At 38.4% G+C, this 20,669-nt stretch carries 12 protein-coding genes; 4 read left to right on the top strand and 8 right to left on the bottom strand.

The window, feature by feature from the left end; genetic code table 11:
- Positions 1 to 5: 5 nt before the first annotated feature.
- On the bottom strand, positions 6 to 767 hold the full coding sequence (locus LLU09_RS08125; protein ID WP_228311306.1) for an SDR family NAD(P)-dependent oxidoreductase: 762 nt from the start codon (positions 765 to 767) through the stop codon (positions 6 to 8).
- Between the two features lie 145 nt (positions 768 to 912).
- On the opposite strand from LLU09_RS08125, the gene hisD reads away from it, so the two are divergent.
- Entirely contained in the window at positions 913 to 2,196 is a 1,284-nt protein-coding gene (gene hisD, locus LLU09_RS08120; protein WP_228311305.1) for a histidinol dehydrogenase, read from the top strand.
- Positions 2,197 to 2,274: 78 nt separating this feature from the next.
- Here the strand turns inward: hisD and LLU09_RS08115 are convergent, their stop codons facing one another.
- A complete protein-coding gene (locus tag LLU09_RS08115) occupies positions 2,275 to 3,465 on the bottom strand; it encodes a PDDEXK-like family protein (RefSeq protein WP_228311304.1) in 1,191 nt (396 codons plus the stop codon).
- A gap of 222 nt (positions 3,466 to 3,687) precedes the next feature.
- On the opposite strand from LLU09_RS08115, the gene LLU09_RS08110 reads away from it, so the two are divergent.
- Entirely contained in the window at positions 3,688 to 4,869 is a 1,182-nt protein-coding gene (locus LLU09_RS08110; protein WP_228311303.1) for an acyl-CoA dehydrogenase family protein, read from the top strand.
- A gap of 132 nt (positions 4,870 to 5,001) precedes the next feature.
- A complete protein-coding gene (locus LLU09_RS08105; RefSeq protein ID WP_228311302.1) occupies positions 5,002 to 6,795 on the top strand; it encodes a GmrSD restriction endonuclease domain-containing protein in 1,794 nt (597 codons plus the stop codon).
- A 961-nt stretch (positions 6,796 to 7,756) separates the two neighbouring features.
- Here the strand turns inward: LLU09_RS08105 and LLU09_RS08100 are convergent.
- The 6 genes from LLU09_RS08100 to LLU09_RS08075 all read right to left on the bottom strand — a co-directional run bounded on the left by LLU09_RS08100 (position 7,757) and on the right by LLU09_RS08075 (position 19,666).
- Positions 7,757 to 8,950: a PDDEXK-like family protein gene (locus LLU09_RS08100; protein WP_228311301.1), complete on the bottom strand. Its 1,194-nt coding sequence runs from the start codon at positions 8,948 to 8,950 to the stop codon at positions 7,757 to 7,759.
- An 87-nt stretch (positions 8,951 to 9,037) separates the two neighbouring features.
- Positions 9,038 to 9,868: an HNH endonuclease gene (locus LLU09_RS08095; RefSeq protein ID WP_228311300.1), complete on the bottom strand. Its 831-nt coding sequence runs from the start codon at positions 9,866 to 9,868 to the stop codon at positions 9,038 to 9,040.
- A gap of 75 nt (positions 9,869 to 9,943) precedes the next feature.
- The gene (locus LLU09_RS08090) at positions 9,944 to 10,237 is read right to left on the bottom strand and encodes a MazG-like family protein (RefSeq protein ID WP_228311299.1); all 294 of its coding nucleotides are present in this window, start codon (positions 10,235 to 10,237) and stop codon (positions 9,944 to 9,946) included.
- Positions 10,230 to 11,882, bottom strand: a complete 1,653-nt coding sequence (locus LLU09_RS08085) for a DUF2075 domain-containing protein (RefSeq protein ID WP_228311298.1) — start codon at positions 11,880 to 11,882, stop codon at positions 10,230 to 10,232. The genes LLU09_RS08090 and LLU09_RS08085 overlap by 8 nt, the downstream gene beginning before the upstream one ends.
- A 409-nt stretch (positions 11,883 to 12,291) precedes the next feature.
- On the bottom strand, positions 12,292 to 16,920 hold the full coding sequence (locus LLU09_RS08080; protein WP_228311297.1) for a DEAD/DEAH box helicase: 4,629 nt from the start codon (positions 16,918 to 16,920) through the stop codon (positions 12,292 to 12,294).
- Positions 16,913 to 19,666 carry a hypothetical protein gene (locus tag LLU09_RS08075; RefSeq protein WP_228311296.1) on the bottom strand — a complete coding sequence of 918 codons (2,754 nt, stop codon included), beginning with the start codon at positions 19,664 to 19,666 and terminating at the stop codon, positions 16,913 to 16,915. Before LLU09_RS08075 ends, LLU09_RS08080 begins: the two co-directional genes overlap by 8 nt.
- Positions 19,667 to 19,850: 184 nt before the next feature.
- On the opposite strand from LLU09_RS08075, the gene LLU09_RS08070 reads away from it, so the two are divergent.
- A complete protein-coding gene (locus LLU09_RS08070; RefSeq protein ID WP_228311295.1) occupies positions 19,851 to 20,567 on the top strand; it encodes a CBS domain-containing protein in 717 nt (238 codons plus the stop codon).
- The last annotated feature ends 102 nt before the right edge of the window (positions 20,568 to 20,669 follow it).

Here is a 20,669-nt window from a genome sequence, read left to right as displayed (position 1 = left end):
CCTTTTCATATCGCTGTCCATCCGCCATCCACTTTTATTGTTTCCCCTGTGATGAAGTTCGCCATATCCGAAGCCAGGAATAAAACGGCGCCCGATACATCCGATGGTTCGGCAATTTTGCCCAGTGGTATTCTGCTCAGCACATCCCGGTAAAAGCCCTCGTCCTCCAGAAACTTCTCCGTCAAAGCCGTTTTGACGAAAGTCGGCGCCACTGCATTCACTTTGATATTCTTATCCGCCCATTCAATAGCCAATGCTTTCGTCAGCTGGACCGCTCCCCCTTTACTTGAAGAATAGGCAGCCCGTTTTATATATCCTACGAAAGCCATCTGGGACACGATATTGATCACCCTGCCCCCACCCTGGCCGGCCATGTACTTGCCGGTGCGCTGGGAACAGAAGAACACCCCCTTCAAGTTCGTATCCAGAACCTTGTCCCAATCCTCCTCGTTTACATCGAATGCATCCTGCAGAATATTGACGCCTGCATTGTTGACCAGAACATCGATGCCCTTCATCCTCGATTCAGCTTCATCCACCATTCCATACACACTCTGGACATCCTGCATATCGGCAACGATGTATGAGCAGTCCATCTTTAGTTCCTGAATCGCCTCCGTGGTCTCGGACAGATCTCTTTCATTTCTTCCCGTAATGGTCACCGTGGCTCCACATTCCGCAAAGCGCATCGCAATGTCCCTGCCCAAACCCTTGCTTCCGCCAGTCACCAGGACTTTCTGGCCTTCCAGATCTTTAAAGTATTCCATAAGCATCTCCTTTCTAAATGAAATTAGAAAACTCAATATTTATTGACAAATGAATACGGTTTCATTTATCTTATATTCAACACCTCTAGATATCAAGTGTTTTTTATATTTTTTTGCATACGTATTCAAAAAAGGAGAGATGGAGATGGCAACATATTTGAAGAAAGGCAAGATGCCCGAGGAAATAAAGGAGAGCGACGATAAAGTTTCCCAGATTGTACAGTCCACGATAAAAGATATCGAAGACGAAGGGGACAAGGCAGTTCGCAGGCTCTCAGAGAAGTTTGATGACTGGAGCCCCAAAAACTTCCAGCTGACCCAGGAACAGATAAAGGATGTAATTGCGGAGATTCCCGAACAGACCAAAAAGGACATTGAGTTTGCACAGAACAATATAAGACAGTTTGCTGAAGAGCAGCTGAAATCCATGAAGGATATCGAAGTGGAGACAATGCCCGGCGTAATACTTGGACACAAGAACATACCCGTCAACAGTGTCGGCTGCTATATTCCCGGCGGACGCTATCCGATGGTCGCTTCGGCCCATATGAGCGTCCTCACCGCCAAAGTCGCAGGCGTCAAAAGAGTCATTGCGTGCACACCCCCAATCAATGGAGGCATACCTGCCGCCACCGTATATGCCATGCACAAAGCCGGTGCGGATGAAATCTACATCCTCGGCGGCATCCAGGCCATGGCTGGAATGGCTGTAGGGACGGAAAGTATTGAACCCGTCGATATGATAGTCGGTCCGGGGAATGCGTTCGTTGCAGAAGCAAAACGTCAGCTCTACGGACGTGTAGGCATCGATCTGTTTGCGGGTCCCACTGAAACACTTGTGGTCGCTGATGAAACCAGTGAACCTGAAATGATCGCAACCGACCTCCTGGGGCAAGGCGAACATGGTCCCACTTCCCCTGGCGCACTGATTACCACTTCCAAAGAAATTGCTGAAGAAACGGTAAAAGAGATCGAACGGCAGCTGAAAGTCCTCCCTACTGCTGATGTAGCCAGTGTATCCTGGGAAGACTATGGACAGATCATACTGGTCGAAGATGAGCAGGAGGCACTGGAAGAAGCAGACAGGCTGGCATTCGAGCACGTTGAAATCCTGACCAAAAATCCGGACTTCTTCCTGGAAAACATGACAAACTACGGTTGTCTCTTCCTCGGGCCTGAAACCAATGTGGCATATGGTGACAAAGTAATCGGAACCAATCACACTCTGCCTACAAAAGGTGCAGCCAAGTATACAGGCGGCCTATGGGTCGGCAAGTTCCTCAAGACCGTCACCTATCAAAAGATTACATCAGAAGAACAGAGTGCCTACATCGGAGAATATGCCGCCAGACTGTGCCAGCTGGAGAACTTCGCCGGCCATGCAGAACAGGCATTGCTTAGAGTAAGAAAGTATGGGGATAAAGAGTAATAAGATATCATCCATTTGATAATAGTTCAGCAACAAGCAAAGGACGCCCAAAACTAGGGCGTCCTTTTTCTATTCAAATTAATACTCTGTCAGCACTGCTTTCTCCAGATTCTTCAGGTCATCCCTGAAGAATTTATCCATCTTATTCTTAATCGCATCATGTAATTTCTCGTGATCCAATTCATAACTTTCATTATAATCGAGGATGTTCTTTACATATACTGTTGTATACGCAGTGGTAAGTTTCTTGTTTTTTCCTTTAAAAATGGCAGGTTTATCTGAAACGATATCATACAGCCGTTCTCTGATATGTTCTTCTCCAGGACCAATAATCAGTTTCACCCTGAGTCCTCTGGTTGTATTCTGGAATTCAAACAGTAGCATCCTTCTGCTTGAGGTCCATCCCCTGCCTTCATTTTCAACTGTTTGATCAAGCTGTTTCGTAGTGAAGCGGATCATCGTCTTGTTGCTGTCATCCAGTACCAGGTCATCATTTTCCTTTATCATTTCCTGAATTCTCGCAGAAACATCCGAATACATGTCCGGCTTGTATTCAAAAATCAGATCAAGCGCCTTTTTGTGCTTGAAATATATATCCTGACACAGTTTTTCCAAATTGCTGTCTCCCACAACGTACCTCCTGAGTGTATCCATATATTGTTCGATGAACAGCCTCACGCTGTTCTCCATCATATTTTGCCTGGATTCTAGACAGTACTCGATCATCTGCATCACCCCGCTGTAATCCATGCTTGTCCATATTTCAGGGTTGCTTGCTTCATCCCCGAAAGGTGTGAGATAAATGAAAACTTGATGGTATCCAGGGAAGTTGTCCTGGATGATTTCATAGTATTTGTTCAGTTGATGCTTCGACTCCCTGCTCCATACCTTGTTCTCTATAACCAGAACAAATCTGTTGGACTCGGAAATCGCAAGCAGGTCGATATTTTGCCATTCCCTCCTGACAATCAGATCATGGTAATCCCAGAGCAGTACCTTCAATGGGTCGAGCGTTCCCTCCGTCCCATCATATCCTTGAATGATTTCCTGCATGAAGCGTTTTATGAAAGCATCACTGAAGCCATGTTGCTCATTGGGCGAAAACAGCCAACCCAGTACATTGCTGTGGCGTATCTCCATGTTGACGATGCCCAGCGTTTCAAAAACGTTGAACTTCGATGTCTGCGCCTCTACCTTTTCCAGTTCATTGATATCCATCAGGAAATTCTGGAGCGCTTCCCTTTCCTCTCTGGTAATCAACTTTTCCATTTCCCTCAACTCCCAGTACTAATGCAAGGGGCAGGTGCCTCTCATCCATTCTAGATATTGTGCCTCCATTATACTTAAATTTCCTTAAATTCCCCCTCTAAAATATTTTACTTTTTCACCCGGGTGATACTGATATGCACATCAATTGAAAGTTACTGTTACTAATGGGATAATATATGGAATTCCGATGAACAGGATATACTTTCAGAGAGGAGCATCACTTTGAAAACATTAAATGAGCTTGAAATGAATGAACGCTTCCAGCTGATGGAGCAAACGGTGAAGGCTTTCAGTGAGACTTCTCAGCAGCACGATGAGGACGTCACCTTCCCCTTTGAGAATTTCGAAGCACTGAAGAAGATCGGCTATCCGCAGCTGTCCATTCCATCTGAATATGGTGGAGGCGGCATCTCCCTGGTCGAACTGATGAAGCACCAGGAGATCATTGCGAAATATGATGGTGCCACCGCGCTGTCCATCGGATGGCATATGGGCATCATCATGGATCTCGGGGAGAAGAAGACATGGGACGACGCAAAATACAGGAAGGTCGTCCAGGATGTGATCGAGAACGGTGCCCTCATCAACAACCTGGCCACGGAACCGGCGACCGGCAGCCCGACACGCGGCGGCAGGCCGGAGACCACGGCACGGAAAGAAGGCGATGGATGGATCCTGAACGGCAGGAAGACATTCGCCACACTGTCACCGATACTGAAGTACGGCGTCGTCAGTGCTGCGATCGAAGGCAGTGATGAAGTCGGAAACTTCCTCGTCGACAGTGCACTCAAGGGTGTACGTGTCGATGAGACGTGGAACTCCGTCGCCATGCGCGCAAGCGGCAGCCATGACTTCATCATGGAGGATGTGCATGTGCAGGAAGAGGACCTCGTCTCCTACCGCACACTCGGGAAGAAGGAACCCGCCGGCTGGCTGCTGCACATACCGGCGTGCTACCTCGGTATTGCGCGCGCCGCTCAGGATTCGGCACTCGAATTCGCAACCACCTATTCCCCCAACAGCATCAAGGGGACCATTTCAGAGCTGCCGAACGTCCAGGAGAAGCTCGGCCGCATCGAGATGCTGCTGATGGAATCGGAGCACTTCCTCTATTCCGTCGCCAGGCAGTGGGATGAAAGCAATGAAGAAGAAAGAAGCAGAATGGGCAGCGAACTCGGCGCCGTCAAGACATCCATCGTCAACAAGGCAGTCGAAGCCGTCGACCTCGCCATGCGCGTCGTCGGTGCGAAGAGCCTGTCTGCCGACAATGAACTGCAACGGTACTATAGGAATGTCCGTGCCGGCCTCCATAACCCACCGATGGATGACATGGTCATCATCGGACTCGCCAAGAGTTCGATTGGCAGGGTGGAAAACGCGAAAAAGCAGGAGCAGCAGATATAGAAAAGACCCCTATGAAAGCCTGAAAGTATAGGTTCCATAGGGGTTTTAAATTTAATACTTGTATTTAATCACTTATTTTCAGTGGTAGTTCTGATATTATAAAAATAAACACACTCGTAAAGGATGTATACCATGTCCAACTATAATGTGAACAACAGTACAGTAAATGCCCTGCTCGGCTGGATTGACGAAGGCATCGTCGCGATTCCTGAAATCCAGCGCCCGTTCGTCTGGAGTGCGACGAAAGTCCGCGATCTCCTGGACTCCCTATATAAGGACTATCCCATCGGCTACATCATCACATGGCAGAATCCCGATGCACGGCTCAAGGACGGCACCGTTTCACACGGGAAGAAGATACTGATCGATGGGCAGCAGCGTGTCACTGCCCTCATGGCTGCGATTTCAGGGCATGAAGTACTGGACGGGAAGTACAAGAAGAAGCGCATCAAAATCGCCTTCCATCCGGAAAAGGAAAAATTTGAAGTGCAGAACTCGGCGATATTGAATGACAAAAGGTGGATTCCGGATATCTCAGAGATATTCAAACCCACCTTCAGTTCATTCAATTTTATTACGGAGTACTGCAACAATAACCCTGGCATGAATCCTGATGAACTGAACCGGATCATCCAGCGTCTGATCAACATCCGCCATAGTACGCTTGGCATCATAGACTTGAACCACACACTTGACATCAAGATGGTGACGGAAATCTTCATACGCATCAACTCTACAGGCGTCAGCCTGAGCCAGGCCGATTTCGTCATGTCCAAAATATCGGTGAACAGTCAGCACGACGGACCGATCATCCGCAAGACCATCGACTACTTCTCACACCTCATCGAGCATCCGAACATCTTTGAGAACATCCGTGCGAATGATGCAGAGTTCTCACAGACGAAAGCCTTCAGGAAGATACAGTGGCTTAAGGACTACAACAGCAACATCTACCAGCCAAGCTATTCCGATGTGCTGCGAGTCGCCTATACATTCAAGTTCCTGCGCGGCCCCCTCTCCAACCTCGTCAGCCTATTGTCGGGCAGGGATTTCGAGACACGGGAATTCAAGGATGAAATCATCGAATCATCCTTCGCCGACCTGAAGGACGGCGTGATGCAGTTTGTCGATGAAACGAACTTCAAGAGATTCCTCATGATCGTCAAATCAGCCGGCATGATTGATAAAAAGCTTGTACGGTCGATCACCGTACTGAACTTCGCCTATGCACTCTATCTGCTGTTGAGGGAACAGAACTACTCTTCATCAGACATCAACCACGCCGTCAGGAAATGGATTGTCGCATCCACCCTGACCGAGAGGTATTCAAGTTCCATCGAAAGCCGCTTTTCCGCTGACATCAAGCGGTTCGCAAAAGAAGACCCGCGTAACGTCATTCAATCCGTTGAGAATGGTGAACTCTCCGATGCATTCTGGGAGAACACATTCCTCGAAAACCTTGAAACATCCACATCCAACAGCCCATTCTTCAACCTTTATGTAATGGCGCAGATCTATGACAATGACTACGCCTTCCTGTCGAAATCCATCAGGGTCCAGCAGCTGATCGAAGAACGGGGGGATGTGCATCATGTGTTCCCGAAGAACTATCTTCAGAAGAACGGTTTCGACCACTACTCCATCTACAACCAGATCGCCAACTATGTCTACACCGAACAGACAGTGAACCTCGCGCTCAGCAATCAGCCCCCTGCGCAATACATGGAGACAGTGAAGAAGCAGATTGGAAATAAGGAATATGTGATTGGCGAAATATTGAGTGAAGAGGAACTGGAGGAGAACCTGAAGATGAACTGCATCCCCGAGTCCATCTATGAGATGGATGCAGGAGATTTCCAAGAGTTTCTTAAGGAAAGACGGCAGTTGATTATGGAAAAGATAAGAAATTATTATTTCCTTATATAAGATTTTAACCTTTAAGTTCAATACTAGCTTCGCCTTTAGAAGAGAGAGGTAAATTTTTTTAATGGTTTAGTTGGCCAAAGATTAACGTATGTTTAGCTAATCCTACTTAATATATTTTTAATGTTTCATTAAATAATTTTATTTATTTCAAGGTGAAAGAAATAAATCTCACTCCTATTCACTTAATATTCTTAACCCTTCATTAAATCTTTCCACAACAAAATCATTGATTTTTTATATTCTGAAAAATGGAGGAATACCCCTTCACATATGAATAAAGTGAGATTTGAACACCAAATTAAGTAAAACCAAACATCTATTTGAGACTCGATTGTTGGATTATCCATTGTAGAGTTGAATAGAAACTTGTAAAGCAATAATATTACAGAAATCACTGAGACAACTCTTAATGCTAAATTGAAAAACTTTTTTTGAGCTCTGAGTGATAGCCTCCTGAACCTTGAACTTATAATCACCCATGATCTAGAGCTAAGGTAGATATTTATAATTAATTGCACGAGTGTCACTATAAATAGATAAATATTAAACTCATTAATATACGTTCCATAGATACTAAATATAAATATAATGAAAATCATTAGATTTATAGAGGTTGTGAAGCTAAGAAAGATAATACCTATACTTGCTAATCTATCAGTAGCATACTTAGAAATTTTCATATCATAAGTACTTAATAATATAAATAAGAAAAACAATCCAATGGAAGCATAATGAAAATCAGAAGCGACTTCGCTTGCTGTTAATTGAGGTATTGAAAATAGAGACACCAACCACCATAGCCAACCTGAGATTAATACAATGTTAGCAATATTCTTATTGTATAAAATTTCCTTTATATAGTTTTGAATTATTTTTCCCCTCCTCACCGCAACAATCGTTATCTATAACTTAAAACCGTAGACAGGTATCGCCCCAATTAGAGATAAAACCATATATAAGATTATAAAACATACTCTTCAATCAGTGCCTCTTCCAACTCTTTCAATTCAGTATCAAAAAATTTATCCAGTCGCAAATTCAATGTAGTTTTAAGTTTTTCATAATCGATCTCATAACTCTCGTCATAAATAAGGATACTTTTTGAATAAATTGAAGTATATACAGGTTTGAGTTGTTTATTGCGTCCTTTGAATGTAGAGGAGTTTCTGGATGCTATTTCATAAAGATGCTTTCTAATACTTTCTTCCCCTGGCCCAATAAGAAATTTAAGCATTAACTTGGTTCCACGATTTTGGAATTCAAAAAGAGGGATCCTATGTGAAGATGTCCATCCTTTGCCTTTTTTCTCTACTAATTGATCTATAGTTTGGGTTGTAAATCGTATATAAGTTTTACTGCTGCCATCCAGTATAAAGCCAGGCCTTTTTTCGATATTTTCTTTAAGAATCATTGCTACTTCTGAATACATATCCGGCTTGTATTCAAATATCAAATCCAATGCTCGTTTATGCTTAAAGTATATATCTTGGCATATCTTTTCCAATTCATGATCTCCCACAACATGCCTCCTTAATGTATCTATGTATTGTTCAATAAATAATTTCACACTGGTGTCCATCGAGTTTTCTTTAAGTAATGAAATAGATTCAACTATATCTATAATTTGCGTATAGCTCACACTTTTCCATAAATCTGGGTTGCTTGAATCATCTCCAAAAGGTGTAAGATATATAAATAACTTTTTATAATCAGCAAACTCATTTTGTACAATTGCCTCATATTTTTTCAGTTGGTGTTTCGATTCTTTGCTCCACACCTTATTTTCCATGACAATCACAAACTTGTTTGATTCAGAAATAGCCAACAAATCTATATTGCGCCACTCTCTTCTCACTATCAGGTCATGATAGTCCCACAATAGTAGTTTCACAGGGTCATGCTCGAGCAGACCATCTCCATAGTTCTTAGCAATCTCCTGAATCAGTTTTTTAGTAAAAGCTTCTCCAAGTCCATGTTGCTCATTAGGAGTCATAAGCCACCCCAGTACATTACTGTGGCGTATCTCTGTATTGACTATCCCCAAGGTCTCAAAGGCATTAAATTTAGAGGTCGTCTTCTCTAGTCGATCTAGCTCACTGACATCCATTAGAAAATTTTGAAGCGCTTGTCTATCTTCACTTATTTTTTTGCTCATTTATTTTCCCACTCTCATGGATGGTTTTTAAATCCCTGTGACCACAAAAATCAATATTTCTAATTATATCAACTACCTTGTGACGTCTTACGCTCCTCTATCAGACAACAGTTTTTTGATATCAGCACCAGTTAACCATGGTTTCTTGCGATGAATCATACTATGACAGTTTGAGCATACCATCATTAAATCTTCAACTCTTGTCTTCTCATTCATATGCATTTCTGATAACGGCTTTATATGATGAGCTTCAATATATCCTTTTCCGACATCTCCATAGTTCTCTGCAAAATCAAAACCACAAATTTCACAAAATAGTTTACCGTGTGTTTCTAAGAACTGTTTTTTCGCTAATGATACTAAACCTCTGTTCCTTTCTTTCATCAAGTGTTGTTTAAAGACCTCTTTTCCTTCTGGAAGACCCTCGTTATACATATCCCAACCTTTAAATTCAGAAAGCTCTTCATTTGATTCATTTATTAATTTAGATGAATCTTCAATTATCACTTGTAATTCCTCGTCAGAAATACTTTTTCCTGAAACAATGCTTTTTTTAAAGGATATTGGAGTTTCACTTAAATAAACTGGTTCTGGAAATTTATAAAAATCCGATAATATGACACATCCTATCTTATGATCATCTTTATTTATTCCATACATTGTTTTAATTTGCGCCATAAAACTCTGCTTATCTTCGTAGCCATTTCCTCTTCTATACTTTATCCACGCTTCGTAAGGACTCAACACTTCGTAGCGTTTGAAAGTAGCCATTCCCATTACTGGTCTTTCTCCTTTTATCCCTTTCTCATTTTTCACTAGAAAAAAGAAATAATCCCCCTCCTTAATTACTTTAAAATCATTTATGTTCTTCCTCCAAAAGTTTATTTCCTTCAAGTTTTCTTTTTCAGCAATCTTCATGAACCAGTTTCTTGCCGTAATACCTATATATCCCCTCATATAAATACTCCTTATATACAGACTTAGTCTATGGTTTCATTTTTCAGGATACTTCTCCCTATTCTTCTTCAGCTTCCTTAATATCGCTTCTTCCATATCAATACCAAGATCATCGGCCATCATCAGACCGTATATGAACACATCCGCCAGTTCTTCTTCTATATTCTGGCGGTTCTTCTCAGCGCCCTCTTCTGCCGATATCCATTGGAAGTTCTCAAGGAGTTCGGACGCTTCCAGGGAGAGCGATAATGAAAGATCTTTGGGATTATGATACTGTCTCCAATTCCTCTCATCCCTGAACTTGTTGATTTCTTTTATCAGTTCATTCATTTCCTCGTCCTCCTTGATATTTCTCTTTCAACACCGCCTGAAGCTTCTCGTCGCTTGCATAGAGATAGAGTCCTTTGACGCCCCGCTTCATCAATACATTGATTGAATTCAATATAATCTGTTCCTTCATTTCTTCAACATTATATTGCACCTTGGATTCGGAGGACGTCCTGAAGGCCTCTTTATCCTTATACTTCTGAGGAAGCAGCTTCAGCTCCTGTTTTTCCTCATCATATGAGACCGAGGGTCCGAGTATGACACCGACATAGTTGAGGTCGAACCCCTGTATCGTATATATGGACCCCACTTCCCTCACCGTTTCAGGGTGCTCTGCCCAGGTCTCCTTATAGTGCGTCCTGTTCCACACACCTTTAAACCCGGGTTCTTCCACGTAATATTCCTCTCCATCCTTCTTATGTTCATAGTCGAAGGTGGCGACGACCCTGGAAAGCTGATGTTCACCATCTTTTTCCTGAATGGCCTTAAACATCTCTGCCGCACTGTCGAAGAATTTCAGCTCATAATCTCCAGTTGATTCAGGGAACGGTCTGACTTTCTTATCGACGAAAGCATCAATCCAGTCGACCACTTCCTGATCTGCCTGTATCCTGAACTGATCAGTGAGTTCGTAAGTCTTCGTCTCAGCACCATTGGTCATCTCCTCAAGGAGATTGCTGGACCAGTGGCTCTTCAGTTTGAGGAACTGCCTCTCATCGAAAACCACAATCGTCACCTTGCTTCTCAGACTGATGTCACGCAGCTGGTTTTCTCCGGAATAGCTATTATATTTATCGCTTCTCGACAGGAGCAGATGTGCTTCATCCACAAAAGTGATGTCTGCAACCTCTCCAGTCTTATCCATCTGGTTTATGAATGACGTCGGTTTCATGAAGTTCTTCTTCTTCAAATTCGGCAGACTCTCCGAGATGGATTCGTATGTCTTGATCATTTCATTATGGTTGACGAGCAGATAATTATTCGTCCCCTTCAATGGAGAGTCTTCATCTTTGCTCAGATCCTGTATTGCATTGAAAGTCGAACTCAAGACCACACTCTTGCCCGTTCCTGCATCACCCTTCACGAGGAATACCGACCGCTTATCACTATTAATATGATGTTTGCAGAAATCGAGTATCTCCTCCTTCAATTCCACCTGCGATTCCGACAATTCCTTGTAGGGGGAGAGTTTAAATACATCCTTGTTCTGAAGATATTCCAGCGTATGATCCGCCAGTTCATCTGCCCGCAACCTCTCCCACAGTTCGCTGAAGATTTCATCATCATACTTGTACTTATCATAATAGTTATGGGTAACAGCCTTCGTCGTCTGGCTCACATTTTTTAATACATATTTATTGTCGGCGATGAAATAGTTGATCAGGTTCGTCTCTATATTATATGTAGCCGACTGATTGAACATTTCGTGGGCAATCAGAAGGACACTATCCAACCCCTTCTTCTTTTCGTCTTTAAGATGTGCCTTCATCCGATTTCTCATCTGTACCGTCTGCCCGATATAGGCACTCTTTTTCTTCTTGTTGTCGTGTAGGATATAGACGATTGGATAGTTGTTGTAATCCATGCTCTTTAATTTAGCGATGTTCCTTTCATTGAAAAGGAGTGTCTCCAACTTTAATCCTTCCATTCTTTCACCTCTTTCAAGAGTTCATTCACTCAGTATGTATGTAGGGCTCAGACCATGTATTAATACATCATCCAAACCTCGTCCTCCAAGCATTCTAATCTTTCATTATTATGAGGTGGACCTCTTAGCCGATTTTACAAATTCACTTAGCTCATCAGTTATTTAGTCCTTGAAAATTTATTTATATCATCATGCTAGCCAAAATATAAATTTGGTTATTTTTCTTTCAGTGATTTATTTATAATAAATGTCCAAAGATGCCGTGGTTCTACACAGAAGCATCGATGGACTTAATAAATTAATTATATAGAATGGCAATGTATTAAACGAAGCACCCGCTTATTACTTATCAATCTAATTTTAATTTAGATTACGATTAATATGGCATGAATTTAAACTGAATTATTTTCTATATCAGGGTATCCTCTCCCATAATACTTTCTAAGGCAGCTAAGGTACCTGCCCTCGTAAGATTATCATGAAAATGTTGATTCTCGTAATTACGTAGACAACTATAACAAGAAGTATCTTTAGTACAGTTACACTCAGATATTTTTTTATACGCTTTTTTAAAAATTTCTTCTATTTCTTTCTCGGGCCTCTCATATAATCTTTTAACATGGCCCGCTCCTCCTGGTACTTTATCATACAATACAAAGCGTACTGTCCTTCTATTTCTTTCTCCAATTTTTTCTACTGTTCCAGAGATATCTTTTCTTTCTATACCTAAACTCTCCGACATACTATCTAGCAAAGCATATAGGACGCCTAAGCCATCATAGAAATCAAGATCTAGATTGAGCTTTAGTAATATTACATCTGTTTTAAATATGTGACCCAGTGATTTTTTCGAAAAAGACCCTTCACAATCTCTGCCCCATTTATTTTTATGTGATTTCTTTTTTGCTTTTTTATCATCTAAAATACCATAACCACATTCATCACAAATGCTAAAATCACTAGTATTTATTACAGCTAGCTCATCATCTTTAGTTGACTTCATTTGAATGCTGTAAGCTGATACTTTATCATAAGATTCTTTTTCTCTACCACCTAAATAATATACCGAGCTACGCTTTGTTCTATGAGGCGTTTTTATTGTTGCTTTTTCCACTTGGTCTTCGCTTGTGAAACCATATTCAGGAATGATTAATTTTCTTTGTGATTTTTCATTTAGCTCTTCTTTACATAAAGAGCACTTTGATAACTTACCTTTGAGTTCGTTCCGGATTATATTTAGATGTTTGCACTCCTCATTAGTACACTGTATATAAACATAGGATGGCAAACCAACATTTCTTTTAGGAGGTAAGTTTACATACCTACTTTTATAAATATATCCATCAGCTATAACTTCTGAGTCTGGTGCATATTCATTAATTGCTTGAGAAAGATCTCTTGAGAGACGCAATGTATTGTTACTATCTCTAGTAAAACTTGTTTCCAATTCCACTGTATCTACTGGGAACCCATATTTAGGTATAAAATTACTCCTGCTCATGTGTTGAATTATCCCAGTTGATTTTAGAGAAGTTATTGCTTTATCGATGTTCACAAGTTCTCTCGTTTTCTTTTCCACTACTAATTCATCATACAGTTCACTCAGCTCTTTTAGTTCAATCTTATATTTTTCATATGATTTCAGAATAGGTGAATTTTCTTCATCCATCAATTGTTCTACATATTTTAATGAATACTTTTTCAATGCTTCTGGTAAGATTTCTTCAACTCTCTTTGCTAGTATATGTTTTTGGTCTTCAATAAAATCAATGAACAAACTTATCCCTTTCTCATTGAAAAAAGAATCTATCTTATTCTCAGTGAAAAATTCTGGGTATTCCCTAAAATATGTTGCAATGACTAAAGAATTAGCATGTCTCATTGCAATTTTGTAATTATTTCGATCAAATACAGGAGGAGATATACGGCCTTTAATCAGGGTTTCAGGGTTATTAAAATAATTCATGTCATGGCTGGTTAGATTACTGTAAGTTAAACTAAACGCAGCTGCTTGAGAGCTCCTCCCCGCACGTCCTGCTCTTTGAATATAATTGGCTGGCGATGGGGGGATATTCCTCATAAATACAGTCTCTAAATCTCCTACATCTACACCCATTTCAAATGTTGTAGAACAACTAAGGATATTGATTTCCTTTTTTATGAACTTATTTTGATAATCTCTTGCCTGATCTGGGGACAATTGTGCAGTATGTTCTCTGATCACCATTGGTGCAGTTTCACCTGCTGTATATATTTTATAATAATGGTGGTTGGACTGGATTTGAGAGGGGGCTGTTTTATCTAATGTATTAAACCGATGACAGTTGATGCAGTAGTCAGCAAGAGGGCTATACTGTATTTTATGACAGCTACTACATTGGTAGCATTTTTCTTTACGCATGTCTTTTATCTTAATATATCGGTTTGATAATTGATATTTCTCTCCATCTCTATTAATTATTAATGGCCAATCTTCTTTAGGCTCCACCTCTTTGATGAATTCAAAAAAACCCTCTAAAAACTCTTGAACTTCGTCCTCTGTCTCAATTCTTGTTAAATCCCTGACCATCTTAGCATTTTTGTTATTTTTATCTTGAGATATAAAACCTTTAATTTTACCAACAGTATTTTTAGAAATGAATTTTTTCTGTTTTCCTCTAAATATATCTTCCAAATCTTGTGACTGAAATTCTTGAGGAACTTCTAAAGCGTGATTCACTCTGAAAGGACGAAGTAGATAATTGAAGAAGTCATTCTTATCTTTATTTGTAAATCCTTCAATGAAAGGATCTTCATTCATCTCTAAGAGTTCAGACAGATTTATTTTCATATCAATAATACCTAGTTGCATCAAACTGTTTCTATCCCTGGAGACATATTCATAAAGCAGGGTTTTAATCGCCTCTTTCCGTGGTCTGAAATCTTGATCTTCACCTTTGATTTTACCTTCTATTAAACCACTTAGTATTCGAGCAATTAGATGAAAATCGAACTCTGTTTGACCAGGGTTTTCAATTGTTGCAATATCTAATGCTTCTAATAGCAGTCTCTTTTTAAATATATTTTGGTACGTGTAATTAAAATATGATGCATAGCGTGCAGCTTGTTGTCTGCTGTCTGAGAAGGTCAAATATTGTTTTGGTCTATTAATTATTTTTGTCCTTTTTTTTGCAGGTTTAAAAAGGCCGACCTTAGATTGGTTGCTCTCAATTTTCTTAGTCTCTGAGGAAGGCAAAGATTCATATAAACTCGATCCTATGACACTTGTTGAACTCATTTGTGGGAAGTAAAAATCCATGGTAATACCAGATTGTGTATCACTAGAAGTACAAGAGAAACATTTGAAAAGAGTATTTTTTTCACTGTCTTTAGTTACTATATATTTATGATAACTTCTATCTGTTTCAAATCTATTATTAGTAACTTGGTTAATTGGAATTACTTTTCCTGAGAAGGTGTCGATATTAAATATTCTATAATCCTCGTTATTTTTATAACTATCTATGCTATCCGTCAAGAGATATTCTGATTCATATTCTTCTGCTTGTATCAAAAAACCGTCATGAATGCTCCCCTTTAAATAAATTTCTCCACAATATTTACATATGGAAATCTGGTAGTACCTTGCCCCTTCTTTGTTAGTTTTACTAGGTGACAGTTTTAGATCCGGCTTTTCCCCAAAAGAAATATAACAACCTTCTATTGTCCTAATAAACATATGATACCTTGCATCAAATGGCTTTATCCCTTCTTTTGATGCCATACTGGCTACATCTACAAAGTTTTGTAAATCGTCCTCTGTGATATCCAATGCTTTAGTAATATCTTTTACAGACATTTTTTCAGCTAGTATATTTTTAATTTTAAAGTAGAAAGCATCATTGGTAATCAACTCAAATATTAATTCTTCAACTGTCTCTTCTTTATAAGAAATACCTAAGTAATCCAGCTCACGCTTTAATACCTTTATCGGCTCTTCTTTAGAAACATTCTTTAATACTGCATTTATTCTTTTATAAGTTTCTTTGGGAAGTTCAACTATATTTCGAGAAGCTTCTATTTTCTCCCTTTTTGAAAATATAACTGTTTCTCTATCAAAACTGTTACTCCCAGTCAGATTGTTGGCGTAATTAACAATATCATCTACAGAGTTTTGATCTCCTAAAGTGGCACTTGTTAAAATATAATTTAGGTCTTTTTTATTTATTGCTTCTTTCAGTCTGGATAATAACATAGATATTTCAATTCCCAAGGCTCCATAATAAGTGTGAGCTTCATCCAGTACAATGTATTTCCACTCTTTCGAGTGAGGACCATTAAAAAACATCTCATCTCCCGGTCTCAATAATAAGTACTCGAGCATTGCATAATTGCTGATTAAAATATTGGGAGGTGACTCTTTCATTTTTTCCCTTGAAATAATTTCATTTTCCAAAGGATCAGATTTATATTGTGCATTATAGTGGTTGATGGCTGACTCTTCTTTATATTTGGTTTCTCCAGTATAAGCACCAAAAGTAATGTCAGGATAGTTCGCCAACAGTTCCCTAAACCGTTTCATTTGATCATTTGCTAAAGCGTTCATAGGATATACTATTAATGCTCTTACGCCAGGACCCAAAGCCCCTTGAGCATTTTCGTTCATTAGTTCGTTGAGGATGGGATAGAGAAAGGACTCTGTTTTACCTGACCCTGTACCGGTAGTTACTACTGCACTTCTATTGTTCGTACCAATCACTTCAAAAGCTCTCTCCTGGTGGCTGTATAAAGGTCTATTTAAATGCACTGCCTTATGTTTCGAATTATTAAGTAACTTATAGTCAGCGTTTAATACGCCTTCATGAATCAGCTCGTTTAAACTTCTTCCTTTGGTAAATGAATCTGTCACTTCCAGATATGGACCTTTGTCTATCTCTTCTTTCTCCAATGCCTCAGCGAAGAGCTTATTATAAAGAGGATGCTTAATATGTCTTCCTGTTTTCATAAATTCTTTGTAATCATCTACAATTCTTTGCGACTCTCTTAATGGCTTAAACAAGACACTCATCCTTTCTTAAAATTATTTCATCTATTATTAAATAACGGCTGTAGTCTCTAAGATTGTAGTATGTATTTAAGAATCCTGTTTCTTTATCTAATATCAATGCTTCTTGATTAGTATCCTGCCCTCTAAACGTAATATATTCCTCATCTGAGTAGAGCATTTCCATTCTCACAGGATTAATATAATCATAGTATTTCACCTTGATATTACCGCTCACATGGTCGACAGCCATATGGTACATTTTCGCAATATAAATATCACTTTGAGAAATCCATGTAAATCTAACGTATAAGTTTTTAATTTCATATCGATCTTCATCACATATAACTGAGTCTATCTTTAAGTTTTTTTGTTTCGATTCAATAATGAGAAAATCCCCATAATACTCACTCCTACTTTCAACTATATCAACTGAATTTGAAAAATACTTTTTCTCTCGAATAATTGATAAAGTGTATTTATGATAGTCAGTTAGTACTCCCGGAAACATCACCTCATCTGATAAGGAGAGAGTCATTAATTTATCAGGTTCATTATATCTCTCATATCGTATTTTCAAGTTCTTCGGTCCTACATAATTGCATTTTACAATCAAATCTTTCCCATCAGGTATGGTGAGAAGACTCTTAATCTTAGGTTGATTAGTAACTTTAAAAATACTAAACTTCTCACCTTTTACGTTTATATATAATGTCTTAGACGGAGAGCTTAGTTTATTAAAATTCTCCAAGTTAAATTCTTTATATCCCCCTCTTTTCTCTATAACACCAAGTTTCAAGGGCGTAATAGGGCCTCCAGCCTCAACTTGCCATATAGGGTGGTTTGCCAGGCCTTGCGTTCTAATAGAAGTTTCTTTAAAATCTTCAACCCATATTTCTTCATCTTCACTCCCAGCTTTAGATAGTATGGAAGGTAGTTGAAATATTAATTTCGACTTCTGATCAAGCGGAAAAACAAAAGTCCCCTCTGTATTAGTAGGATGTGTTAAAGGATGGAACTCTTCTTCAATTAGCGGAGATTGCAACTCGAGTAATGTAGCATGTTTCTCCTTTGTGTATAACTGTTTATCGAACTTATAATCCAACCTACCTATAGGCATAAATAAACCGTGATAGGTCCATATTGTTGCTCCTTTTTTCCTTAAACCAACCTCATAGACATTTGTATTGTTAAATTCTATGCGCAGCATCCTTATTATCTTTTTAATATCTACTTTGACTACTACTGCTTCCCCAGCCTCTTCAATCACTTCAGCATTATATAGCTTGTCTAGATCAAATTTTTCAGAATTATTTATTTCTAAGATAAAATCTGATATATACTCATCTCTGTGCAATTTCAAATAAAAGTTAGAAAAGCTTTTTATCAATTGTATTTCTTGCTTATCAATCATTAATTTCACATGACTAAAGAGGTCATCCTTAAGAAAACCTGTATCGAAATTAATTCCTTTCGCATTTATTAGATAGTCATTTACCACTACTTCCGTGTCTTCTTCGAGTAAAGAAGTATATAAATTACAGCCATCACGGAATTCTCTTTCTTCATTACCATCCTTGATTGTCTCTATCTCATAAGGGGTGACTATTGTGAAAGAATTATCCAGTTTAAGCTGATTTATGCTAACTAATCTTTCTTTATCATTAAACAAGTAAAAATCTCTGACAAAAAAATCTTTAGAATCATATATTATTTTATCGTTTTCATAAACTTCATATCTCAAATCTGTGCTTAACTTATTGATTAGAAACTTTTTATTTTCAGTCGCATAGCCTATTTCTGTATGTATGACTTCTAGATGGTGTGAATTAATCAGTTTTTCATTATTATATATATTCACTTTATAAGATCTATTCTCATATTCATATATATGATAAGAGGGAATATTAATTATTAGCCCCCTCTCGTTTAATTCTAGGTATTTATGGGCATGTACATTTTTGTGAGTTTCTCGTGCTTTCCCTTGTTCTCTTATTAAAATTTCCCTTTTAATATCTGTATATTTATTTTTGAAAATAGCTGTATACTTATTCTTCTTAAATACGGGGACTATATTAAAATTAAGTGCATGAATATAGGTTAGCCATTCTCTTAATATAGTTGTCACGAACTCGGGAGAATTATAATATGCATGTATAAAATAGTTGGGTACAGTCTGAATAATGCCTGTCATCTTCTCACTGCTTATATCGTTATCCTCTTCATTTAAAATATAGTCTCTAAAAGCATGATAGAGCTTTAAAAAAAATGTAGTTACATGTCTGTGATTAATATTCTCCTTCAGTTCCCTAAAGTAGACTTCAACAAGAAACTCAAAGATCTTATCCGCGTTGCAATTCAATATGAAGTTTTGCATTAATATGCTGTCTCTGTATCTTTTAGACTTCTCTGTCTCAATAACATGAGCATGCTGTTTCAAATGTTTGAAAACTAATTTCTGCAAAAGCTTTAAATCTAATAAAGAGGAAGATATATCTAGCTCGTTCAAAAATGATATAAAGAGATCTTCGTCGTCTGTATAGACTCTTCTGGCATATTCTACGAGACTCAATGTAATCACAACATCTTTACTCTCTGAGTTATAACTAAAAATATTATCACTTGAAAGTAATTCTTTACTCTTTGCCATTAATTCATTATATTCTTCGTCATTGATATCTAGCCATCCATAGAGAAACATGTTATCAGAGGATTGTTTCAAATAATCTCTTTTTTCTATCATATCAAGTTCCAATGACATTACTCTCCCTCCTCTCTTGATAATCTAAATTTAATGAATTTTCTATTTATATTTGTTTTACATATATTATCAACAATATTTACCAATTAATCAATAACCTTAGTAAATATATTTCTTTTCTATGTATAATGAAAGTAATTAATTGTACTTAATTTTTAGATATTTGAAGTGGAGGAATATAGCAGTGAGCAATAATTTTGAGAGTTTTATAGCAGAATTTAATAAATTACATGATGTGCTAAAAGAAAAAAGTAACAATTCTAGCAAGTTTGTGGATTTTCGTAGACTCATTGATGAACTGGAGAATAATAGTGTAGTAAAGAAACATAAAAAACAGCTGCACTTGATTAGAGAGCTTCGCAATATCTTAGTCCATGAAAAAAAGGATAGTAAATATAACTTAGCTGAACCATCGTCTGAGTTAATCAACGATATGATCGAGATAAGAAATCAAATAGAATATCCTACAAAAGTTAATAAAATCTTTAAAAATCATGTTCAATGTTTTAAAGCAGAAGATAATTTAAAAGATGTATTAAATTATATTAAAGACAAAAGTTATACTCAGTTCCCCGTATTTGACCAGAATGAATTCTTAGGTTTAGTTTCTGATAATGGAATCACATTTTGGTTATCTGAGGTTATAAAAGAGGAAATCGTAGATTTATCAGAAGTTAAGATTGCTGATGTTATTGGACATGATGAAAATCGTATGAACTATGTAACCATTAAGGCCGACATGTCTCTTTATAATGTAGATGAACTTTTTTCTAGAAGAATCCGCAATGGCGAAAGAGGAGTTGTTCTTCTCATTACAGCATTGGGTAAAATTGAAAAGCCTGAAGATATCATTGGAATTATAACCCCTTGGGATCTCCCTAAAATAAATGAAATACTTTAAAGTATGGCTCTTAAGAAGTGATTTTTCTTCTTAAGAGCTACTTTTATTATTTCAGTCTTCGCATTTCCTCTATTGCCTCATTAATTATCCCCATGTGTTGCC

The sequence above is a fragment of the Salinicoccus sp. RF5 genome (assembly GCF_020786625.1).
In the GTDB taxonomy this organism is placed as follows: domain Bacteria; phylum Bacillota; class Bacilli; order Staphylococcales; family Salinicoccaceae; genus Salinicoccus.
The sequence above is the reverse complement of the archived record's forward strand: the minus strand, read 5'-3'. Positions and strand labels throughout refer to the sequence as shown.

Excerpts from the sequence above, each read along its gene's own strand:
- LLU09_RS08125 (WP_228311306.1), bottom strand. The coding sequence starts at position 767 with ATGGAATACTTTAAAGATCTGGAAGGCCAGAAAGTCCTGGTGACTGGC.
- hisD (WP_228311305.1), top strand. The coding sequence starts at position 913 with ATGGCAACATATTTGAAGAAAGGCAAGATGCCCGAGGAAATAAAGGAG.
- LLU09_RS08115 (WP_228311304.1), bottom strand. The coding sequence starts at position 3,465 with ATGGAAAAGTTGATTACCAGAGAGGAAAGGGAAGCGCTCCAGAATTTC.
- LLU09_RS08105 (WP_228311302.1), top strand. The coding sequence starts at position 5,002 with ATGTCCAACTATAATGTGAACAACAGTACAGTAAATGCCCTGCTCGGC.
- LLU09_RS08100 (WP_228311301.1), bottom strand. The coding sequence starts at position 8,950 with ATGAGCAAAAAAATAAGTGAAGATAGACAAGCGCTTCAAAATTTTCTA.
- LLU09_RS08095 (WP_228311300.1), bottom strand. The coding sequence starts at position 9,868 with ATGAAGATTGCTGAAAAAGAAAACTTGAAGGAAATAAACTTTTGGAGG.
- LLU09_RS08090 (WP_228311299.1), bottom strand. The coding sequence starts at position 10,237 with ATGAATGAACTGATAAAAGAAATCAACAAGTTCAGGGATGAGAGGAAT.
- LLU09_RS08085 (WP_228311298.1), bottom strand. The coding sequence starts at position 11,882 with ATGGAAGGATTAAAGTTGGAGACACTCCTTTTCAATGAAAGGAACATC.
- LLU09_RS08075 (WP_228311296.1), bottom strand. The coding sequence starts at position 19,666 with ATGTCATTGGAACTTGATATGATAGAAAAAAGAGATTATTTGAAACAA.